Below are 1,786 nucleotides of genomic sequence, written 5' to 3'. Positions count from 1 at the left end.
GAGGGCCGCAACATCCGCACGCTGGAGACCCTCACCGGCGTGGATCTGATCATCGACGACACGCCGGAGGCCATCACCGTCTCCTGCTTTGACCCGGTGCGCCGGGAGATCGCCCGCATCGCCCTGGAGAAGCTGATCCAGGACGGCCGCATCCACCCCACCCGCATCGAGGAGATGGTGGAGAAGGCCAAGCGGGAGGTGGACGCCACCATCAAGGCCGAGGGCGAGCGGGCCGTGTTTGAGACCAACGTCCACGGCCTGCACCCGGAGCTCATCAAGCTGCTGGGCCGGATGCGCTACCGCACCAGCTACGGCCAGAACGTGCTCAACCACTCCATCGAGGTGTCCCACCTGGCGGGGCTCATCGCCGCCGAGATCGGCGCCGACATCACCCAGGCCAAGCGGGCCGGCCTGCTCCACGACCTGGGCAAGTCCATCGACCACGAGGTGGAGGGCTCCCACGTGCAGATCGGCGTGGAGCTGGCCCGGAAGTACCGGGAGAACGAGGACGTGGTTCACGCCATCGAGGCCCACCACAACGATGTGGAGCCCCGCACCGTGGTGGCCTGCATCGTGCAGGCGGCCGACGCCATCTCCGCCGCCCGGCCCGGGGCCCGGCGGGAGAACCTGGAGAACTATATCAAGCGGCTGGAGAAGCTGGAGGAGGTCACCTCCTCCTTCCCCGGGGTGGAAAAGTCCTACGCCATCCAGGCCGGCCGCGAGGTGCGCATCATGGTCAAGCCCGACCAGGTCAGCGAGGATCAGATGGTGCTCCTGGCCCGGGACATCGCCAAGAAGATCGAGGAAGAGCTGGAGTATCCCGGCCAGATCAAGGTGAACATGATCCGCGAGACCAAGGTCATCGAGTACGCCAAATAACCCGTGCGGGCGCCGCAGCTGCGGCGCCCGCATTTATTTTGTGAGGCCGCGAACGATGTCCGCGGCCTCAGTGTTATTTCCCGCCGAAGAGCCGGCTCAGGAAGGATTTCTTTTTGGGGCGGTGATCCGCCGGCGCCGGGGTGTCTCCTGTCCCCTTCTGCTCCAGGGCGGCCGCCCGGCGGAGGCACTCCTCCGCCCGGGCCGGATCTGCGGGGACGCCCCGGCCGTCCCGGAGGCACTCCCCCAGCAGGGTGAGGGCCTGGGGATCCTCCTGCCCGGCGGCCCGCTCCAGCCAGATCACCGCCTGGGCCGGGTCGGCCCGGACGCCCTGCCCCTCCAGCAGGCAGCGGGCCAGGCCGGTCTGGCCGGGGGCATAGCCCCCTTCGGCGGCCTGCCGGTACCAGTTCACCGCCTGGGCCGGATTTTTGGGCGTCCCCTCGCCCCGCTGGCACAGCACGGCCAGCCGGCACATGGCCTGGAAATCCCCGGCCCCGGCGGCCTTACGGAGGCGCTCGGCCTCGGCGGCACGGGCCGGGTCGGCCTGGGCCTTCCGCTTGCGGCAGCGGAGCAGGGCGTCTCCGGCCTCCTCGTGGCCCCGCTCGGCGGCCCTCCGGTACCACTCCGCCGCTTGGGCCGGATCCGCGGCCGTGCCCTCCCCCCGCTCATAGCAGCGGCCCAGGGCATACATGGCGTCGGCATAGCCCTGCTCCGCCGCCCGGCGGTAGAGCTGGACGGCCCGGGCCTCATCCCGTTCTGCCGCCCGGCCGGTGCGGCAGAGCTCCCCCAGCAGGAACTGGGCCCGGGCGTGGCCCCCCTCCGCCGCCTGCTCCAGCCAGCGGACGGCCTCCTGGAGGCTGCGCTCCACCCCGTTGCCGTTGAGATAGCACACCGCCAGGTTGGTCATGGC

General features: G+C 70.6%; 2 protein-coding genes. One reads left to right on the top strand and one right to left on the bottom strand.

The window, feature by feature from the left end; all coding sequences use genetic code 11:
• On the top strand, positions 1–879 hold an 879-nt coding region (rny, locus tag QZ378_RS11135; protein ID WP_291258314.1), incomplete at its 5' end, for a ribonuclease Y.
• A gap of 73 nt (positions 880–952) precedes the next feature.
• On the opposite strand, the gene QZ378_RS11130 is transcribed toward rny, so the two are convergent.
• On the bottom strand, positions 953–1,786 hold an 834-nt coding region (locus QZ378_RS11130), incomplete at its 5' end, for a tetratricopeptide repeat protein (protein ID WP_291258313.1).

It is taken from the genome of Flavonifractor sp. (assembly GCF_019422385.1).
GTDB lineage: Bacteria > Bacillota > Clostridia > Oscillospirales > Oscillospiraceae > Flavonifractor > Flavonifractor avistercoris.
The sequence above is the reverse complement of the archived record's forward strand: the minus strand, read 5'-3'. Positions and strand labels throughout refer to the sequence as shown.